The 252-nt window shown below is 54.8% G+C and carries 1 rRNA gene; it reads left to right on the plus strand.

The window, feature by feature from the left end:
• Window positions 1-252: ribosomal RNA gene (locus FDX22_RS21635) — 23S ribosomal RNA — on the plus strand; the annotation flags it as partial.

A 252-nucleotide genomic window follows, 5' to 3' on the forward strand; every position in this document is an offset into this window, starting at 1 on the left:
TGCTGGAGGTATCAGAAGTGCGAATGCTGACATAAGTAACGATAATGCGGGTGAAAAACCCGCACGCCGGAAGACCAAGGGTTCCTGTCCAACGTTAATCGGGGCAGGGTGAGTCGACCCCTAAGGCGAGGCCGAAAGGCGTAGTCGATGGGAAACAGGTTAATATTCCTGTACTTGGTGTTACTGCGAAGGGGGGACGGAGAAGGCTATGTTAGCCGGGCGACGGTTGTCCCGGTTTAAGCATGTAGGCGG

Origin of the sequence: Citrobacter sp. TBCS-14, from assembly GCF_005280805.1 — a bacterium.
In the GTDB taxonomy this organism is placed as follows: Bacteria; Pseudomonadota; Gammaproteobacteria; order Enterobacterales; family Enterobacteriaceae; genus Citrobacter; species Citrobacter gillenii.